Annotated in this window: 8 protein-coding genes; 2 read left to right on the top strand and 6 right to left on the bottom strand. The window is 48.9% G+C overall.

Features of this window, described 5'->3' with window-relative positions; all coding sequences use genetic code 11:
- Positions 1–120: 120 nt before the first annotated feature.
- Positions 121–267, bottom strand: coding sequence for a hypothetical protein (locus ACEN2G_RS07720; RefSeq protein ID WP_442020902.1), 147 nt, complete (start codon positions 265–267; stop codon positions 121–123).
- Positions 268–384: 117 nt separating this feature from the next.
- On the opposite strand from ACEN2G_RS07720, the gene ACEN2G_RS07715 reads away from it, so the two are divergent.
- Both ACEN2G_RS07715 and ACEN2G_RS07710 read left to right on the top strand, forming a co-directional pair.
- On the top strand, positions 385–1,062 hold the full coding sequence (locus ACEN2G_RS07715) for a hypothetical protein (RefSeq protein WP_442020901.1): 678 nt from the start codon (positions 385–387) through the stop codon (positions 1,060–1,062).
- Positions 1,063–1,701: 639 nt separating this feature from the next.
- Positions 1,702–1,878: a hypothetical protein gene (locus tag ACEN2G_RS07710; protein ID WP_442020900.1), complete on the top strand. Its 177-nt coding sequence runs from the start codon at positions 1,702–1,704 to the stop codon at positions 1,876–1,878.
- A gap of 139 nt (positions 1,879–2,017) precedes the next feature.
- On the opposite strand, the gene dinB is transcribed toward ACEN2G_RS07710, so the two are convergent.
- The 5 genes from dinB to nqrE all read right to left on the bottom strand — a co-directional run bounded on the left by dinB (position 2,018) and on the right by nqrE (position 6,493).
- Positions 2,018–3,076 carry a DNA polymerase IV gene (gene dinB, locus ACEN2G_RS07705; protein ID WP_442020899.1) on the bottom strand — a complete coding sequence of 353 codons (1,059 nt, stop codon included), beginning with the start codon at positions 3,074–3,076 and terminating at the stop codon, positions 2,018–2,020.
- A gap of 229 nt (positions 3,077–3,305) precedes the next feature.
- Entirely contained in the window at positions 3,306–3,530 is a 225-nt protein-coding gene (gene nqrM, locus ACEN2G_RS07700; protein WP_442020898.1) for a (Na+)-NQR maturation NqrM, read from the bottom strand.
- 1 nt (position 3,531) lies between these two features.
- Entirely contained in the window at positions 3,532–4,578 is a 1,047-nt protein-coding gene (locus tag ACEN2G_RS07695) for an FAD:protein FMN transferase (RefSeq protein ID WP_442020897.1), read from the bottom strand.
- Positions 4,579–4,647: 69 nt separating this feature from the next.
- A complete protein-coding gene (nqrF, locus tag ACEN2G_RS07690; RefSeq protein ID WP_442020896.1) occupies positions 4,648–5,871 on the bottom strand; it encodes an NADH:ubiquinone reductase (Na(+)-transporting) subunit F in 1,224 nt (407 codons plus the stop codon).
- Between the two features lie 25 nt (positions 5,872–5,896).
- Positions 5,897–6,493, bottom strand: coding sequence for an NADH:ubiquinone reductase (Na(+)-transporting) subunit E (gene nqrE, locus ACEN2G_RS07685; RefSeq protein ID WP_442020895.1), 597 nt, complete (start codon positions 6,491–6,493; stop codon positions 5,897–5,899).
- Position 6,494 lies beyond the last annotated feature (1 nt).

Below are 6,494 nucleotides of genomic sequence, written 5' to 3'. Positions count from 1 at the left end.
CTAAATTTACGCTTGGTTCGGTATTGCATACACTTCCTCACTCTGAAGAAGTGTCTACTTATTCGGGGCCATTCCAAAAGCGCCCAGCGCCCGACTCCAAGCGCCGAGTAAGAAAAACACTTACACCACGTATGCTGTTGCAGCACGTAGCAGCGATAAATAGCGAAACACTACAGGGTCTTTATTTAGCTGGGTGCCGGGCGCTTGATGCTCGGCACTGCACTGCACTAGAGAACATAAGTTAACTGCGTCATGATGCGTCCGCATAAATTGAGGGCCTGTATAAAACGGCCACTTTTTAGCTTATGCTGAACTGATGCTGCTGGACTAATGCTGCTGGACTAATGCGTTAGCAATTATTTGTCACTTATATTGAGGTTTGCCATGACACCCATCTGGATTAAAAAAACGCCGCTGTGTTTAGCTCTAGCACTGTTCGCGTTACCGGCCATGGCCGACAATATTTTTAGCGGTGTGGTTAATTTCGGACGTGAAATATTGGATGAAACACGAAAGCTGGCCCCTGGCATTCAAAATGATCGCCGCACCGAATCGCCTGCCGACGTGCGCTCTGCGCTTAATGATGGCCGTGATCGCCCCGCCATCGAAATGCCGAGCAGTAATCAAGCTAGCAACAACCAATCTGGCAACCATCAGCCGACTAATAATCTGCCTAGCGTTAATCAGGCTGGTAATACTCAGCAGAGCTATAACCAAAACGGCAGCCGTCAGTCCAATATCGAAGTGGCGCCGCCGGTCAATGGTCAGCCCACCGGCTCTAACCTAAATTACACCTATGGCGAGAGCCAGCGTTCCAAGACGTCACGGGCAGCCAACGCTGGGGCTAATGCAAACAACAATGCTGTTAGCAACCATAGCGTCAGTAACAGTGCATCCAGCAATAATGGTTACAACGATAATCGTCATTCCGACGGTAACTCGGGTGCAAACGACAATTATGGTTCGAGCGACAGCTATAATTCTAATCAGGGCAATAACCAAGGCCAACAGCAGCAAGCTCCACCATCTAACTTTGGTTGGCAAGAAGAAAGTAATTTATAACCCCTAGCTTTACGCTGTAGGCCGTACGCTATACGCAAAGAGCAAAACAGGGCCTCTGAACAATATAGAGAGTACATAGCGTAAGCTGCTGTTCTGCCCTGAATTTAAAAGCCCCGAACTGCATACAGTTCGGGGCTTTTTTATGCGCTACCCACGCGGGAAGGGTCAACGCTCTGCGACTAGTCGCAGTTGTAATACCAATCTGTAAAACTAACTGATCAAAACCTTTTTGCCACACTTCTTTGTAACGAGAGGCACGGAAGAACAGGTCAAAATAGTGATCAGATCTGAAAAGACCACGGTATGGGTAAGAGCGAAACATCACAACCTGAACGAGAGGAGCTCTTACCATATACAGTATTGATCACTTGTCGCACGTGAACTTCGTCCGTGCCTTCTGTGTTCTTCCGTGGCAAAAATAGTCTTTGATCTTTAGTTTTTGCCTTAATGTAAATCGATCAAATACTTACTTTGGTACGGCGCAAAACGTAAGGCGTAAGGCTTTGTTAATTAGCATAAACCAGCGCCAACATTTGACTCGTCAAGATTAAGGACTAGTAATTAACGGTTTTTCATCCATTAATAAAATGTTATGGTAAAAGCTCATGCATTTAAAGAACGATATAAAAAGGAGCGCACATGAAAACCACTTCAGTAGCCCTATTTCTTGCACTGAGCGCCGGTTATTTAGGCGTAGCCAATGCCGCATCACTCACCAATAATATGCCGCGTGCCGTCGATACCCCCCTCGCCTGTGAGCACGATACTGAGTCCCAAAAAAACAGCGTGGCAGCGGTAAATAAAAAGCAGCGGTAAATAAAAAATAACACCCGCGCTAAACGATAACACTCGCCCCTATGTTCAGCTTGCTCACTATTCTTCTGTGGGAGAGGTTGTTTTTTCTCTATTCCTTAGCTGATAGCTTACGGCTTAACGCTTCTAGCCATGTATTAACTTACCAATCAAAGCTTAACTGTTGACGTTCGGCGTCGGTATTGTCTTCTGTGTCATGATCCAGCTCTACACTCACCCCCACTAGACGCACGCTTCGCCCCTGCGCCCGTTGCCACACTTCAACACACAATTGCTCTGCTAATAACACATCCAACACGCTGGTACGCCGCGACAAGGTAGTCTGGGTAAAATCACTAAATTTAAGCTTCAGGCATAAGCCTTTAATAGTCCGCTCGTTTAGCCGTTTCACTAATTCCGGCCATAACTCCGCCAGCACAATTACCCCTTGCTCTGGCTGCTGAATATCTTCCAGCAGCGTGGTTTCTACGCCCACCGACTTTCGAATGCGGTGCGGTTGTACCTCCCGCTCATCAATACCCTGGGCACGTTGCCATAGCAGAGCGCCAAATTTACCAAAGCGAGCCACCAGCTCGGCTTCACCAAAAGCCAACAGTTGATGGCAATGGGTTAAGCCAAGGGCATTTAGCTTTTCGGCAGTTTTAGCCCCCACGCCGGGTATCTTTGTCAGCGGCAGCTGATACACAAAATCTGCCACCGCTTCTGGCGGTAACACAAATAAGCCATCAGGTTTATTTTCATCGGAGGCGATTTTGGCTAAGAACTTATTGGGCGCCACGCCGGCGGAGGCGGTGAGATCTAATTCTTGCTCAATAGTATGACGAATGTGTTCGGCGATGCGGGTGGCACTGCCGGCAAACCAAGGGCTGTCGGTGACATCCAGATAGGCTTCGTCTAAAGACAAGGGTTCGACTAAGTCGGTGTAACGATGAAAGATTTCACGAATTTGCAGCGACACGGCTTTGTAGCTGGCCATGTTGCCGGGCACTAATAATAAATGCGGGCAGCGTTGCAGCGCTTGATGGCTAGACATAGCCGAGTGAATACCAAACTTACGGGCAGGATAATTACAGGTGGTGATCACACCACGTCGCTCACGCAGACCGCCCACCGCCATGGGAATATCGCGCCACTCAGGATGAGCGCGCATTTCCACTGCCGCATAGAAGCAGTCCATATCCACATGAATGATTTTACGCATGGCTAACAGACGGTGAGGAGTGAGGTGTAAAGGGTGAAGAGTAAAACACCACCTCGATTAGCCGGCGGCGTTTTTTGTAGGCGTTTATTTATTGAAAACAAGTCATTGAATCAACTCATTAAACAGCAAGCGGTCGAATAAATTCGACCATACATACAGCGACATTTATGTTCAGCGCCTGGCGCCGTATGTTTACGCCTCTCGCCTCACCCTTCACGCCTCACAGACCTTAAATAATTCGGTTTTCTTCGAGCATCTGGCGTTTGGCTTCTGCTTTGGCGATTTTCTTCTTGCGATTCTCACAAGGGTCATCGCAATCACAGGCTTTTTCAATACCGACGCTACCTAAGCCACCGCAAGAACCGGCTATGGTCTTGCGCTGTAAAATATAACCTATGGCCATGGCAAAAAAGACCAGACCAAATGCGGCAAAGGTTATCAGAAAGTACATCATATCAACCTCTTAAATACTTTTTAAAGGCAGGGGTCATATCTACTTTAAAGCCATCATCCGTTTTGGTCAGCAGATACACAGCCAGCTCATGCTGCTCGGCAAAGGCCAGAGCACGCTCGGTGCCCATTACCGTCAATGCCGTAGCAAGTCCGTCTGCAATCATACAGGACGGGTGAATTACTGTCACGGACGCCAAGTTATGAGTAATAGGATGGCCGGTTTTGGGGTCTATGGTGTGCGATAAACGCTGCCCGTCCAGCTCATAATAGTTACGATAATCGCCCGAGGTGGCCACGCTATTATTGCCCGGCAGCACCACTTGCTGCACTAACCCCTCGCCGGCCCCTGGTTTTTCAACCGCTATGGACCACGGCTGGTGGTGGCCATTAAGGCCGCTTAGGCGCACTTCACCGCCAATTTCGACTAGGTGATTACTGATGCCCTGCTCGCTTAAATACTCAGACACGGCATCCACGCCAAAACCTTTGGCAATCGAGGATAAGTCGACATACAGCTCAGGAATGGCCTTGTATAAATACTGGCCCTGAACGTCATAGGCCACACGCAAGTGTTGCAGCCCAGTGTGCGCGCGAGTGTCGTCTAGCTGTTGTGGTGTTGGCACCTGTTGTGGCCGTGCATCTGGACCAAAGCCCCAGAGATTAACCAGCGGTCCCACAGTCACATCTAAGGCGTGGTCGGTTTGATGGCCCAGCTGCAGCGCCGCCGTCACTACCTTGGCGGTATCCGCTGATACGGCAAAGGGACCGGGATCACCAGACTGATTAAAGCGGCTCAGCTCAGAGTCCGTCAAATAGGTCGACATCTGTTGATTAACCGTGTCTAGCCGCTTATCAATCTGGACTTGTAAAGCCTCGGCTTGAGCGGCGTCCACACCCACAATTTTAATCGAATAATAGGTGCCCATGGTGTTGCCGGTGAGGTGTTGCTGGGCATTGGCCATGGGTATTGCAGTATCGGCCGGCTTACAGGCGACCAATAAAAAGGCCAGCCCCATTGGGGCCAGCCATTTAGTTACATAAGAGCTCATTTAGATCTCATCATCTGGTTTGAACAAAGGATGTAAGCGGCTGTGCTATACAGCCGCTTACTCGCCTCTTTAACCGCCAAAGTCATCCAACATAATGTTGTCTTCTTCTACGCCCAAGTCTTTGAGCATATTAATGACGGCAGCGTTCATTATTGGTGGTCCACACATGTAGAACTCACAATCTTCCGGCGCTTCGTGATCCTTCAGATAGTTTTCATATAACACGTTGTGGATAAAGCCTGTGTAACCGGTCCACTCATCTTCAGGCGTGGAGTCACTTAAGGCCACATGCCATTGGAAGTTATCGTGATCCGCGGCCAAGCCGTCGAAATCTTCCACATAGAACATTTCGCGACGTGAACGGGCACCGTACCAGAAGCTGATCTTACGCTTAGAGTCTAAGCGCTTGAGCTGGTCGAAAATATGCGAACGCATCGGCGCCATACCGGCACCACCGCCCACAAACACCATTTCTGCATTGGTATCTTTGGCAAAAAACTCACCAAATGGACCCGAGATAGTGGCTTTATCACCCGGCTTCAAGGACCAGATGTAAGAAGACATCTTGCCTGGAGGCGCATCCCAGTTACGCGGTGGCGGCGTGGCGATACGCACATTAAGCAAGATCAAGCCTGCTTCTTCCGGATAGTTGGCCATGGAGTAAGCGCGGATGGTTTCCTCGTCTACTTTTGACTCAAGTTCGAAGATCTTAAACTTGTCCCAGTCTTCACGGTACTTTTCGGGTACATCAAAATCTTTGTACTTAACGTGATGCGGCGGCGCTTCAATTTGAATATAACCACCCGCACGGAAAGGTACGCTTTCACCGTTCGGAATTTGTAGCTTCAATTCTTTAATGAAGGTCGCTTTGCTGTCATTCGACAACACTTCGCAATCCCACTTCTTGATGCCGAATACTTCTTCTGGCAGCTCAATTTTCATATCTTGCTTGACGTTTACCTGACAAGACAAACGCTCGCCATGGCGTGCTTCGCCTTTAGAGATATGATCAAGCTCGGTCGGCAGAATTTCACCACCGCCGTCCAAGATGCGCACTCGACACTGACCACAAGTACCGCCGCCGCCACAGGCAGACGAAACGAAGATGCCGTTATTGGCCAAGGCGCCCAGCAATTTACCGCCAGCACCCGTGGTAATAGTCTTGTCGGGATCATCGTTGATGCTGATGACCACATCCCCTTCCGCGACCAGCTTGGACTTAGCAAACAGGATAATGCTTACTAGGACCAGCACGATCACGGTGAACATGACCACGCCTAGAATGATTTCCATCGTTTATTCCTTTTCTATCACCGGATTACAGGGATATGCCAGAGAAAGACATGAAGCCAATTGCCATCAGGCCGGCTGAGATAAAGGTAATCCCCAAGCCACGCAGCCCTTCAGGCACATCTGAATACTTCATCTTCTCGCGTATACCGGCTAACAATACAATTGCCAGCATCCAGCCTACACCTGAGCCAAAGCCGTAAACGATGGACTCGGCAAAGTTATAATCGCGCTGCACCATGAAGGACACACCACCGAAGATGGCGCAGTTTACGGCGATCAAGGGTAAGAAGATGCCCAAGGCGTTATAGAGAGCCGGGAAGAACTTATCTAACAACATTTCCAGTATTTGAACCAGTGCTGCAATAACACCGATAAAGGTAATGAAGTTCAAAAAGCTCAAATCAATGCCTTCAACCAAGGCGCCGTCTTTCAACACATAGTTGTAAACCAAGTTATTGACCGGTACTGCCAAGGTCAACACCACGACCACAGCTACGCCCAAACCAAAAGAGGTTTTTACCTTTTTCGATACGGCCAAAAAGGTACACATGCCGAGGAAGAAAGCCAATGCCATGTTTTCGATGAAAATGGCACGAACAAACAAACTAATAAAATGTTCCATG

Source organism: Oceanisphaera sp. W20_SRM_FM3 (assembly GCF_052119705.1).
Classification (GTDB): Bacteria; Pseudomonadota; Gammaproteobacteria; order Enterobacterales; family Aeromonadaceae; genus Oceanimonas.
The sequence above is the reverse complement of the archived record's forward strand: the minus strand, read 5'-3'. Positions and strand labels throughout refer to the sequence as shown.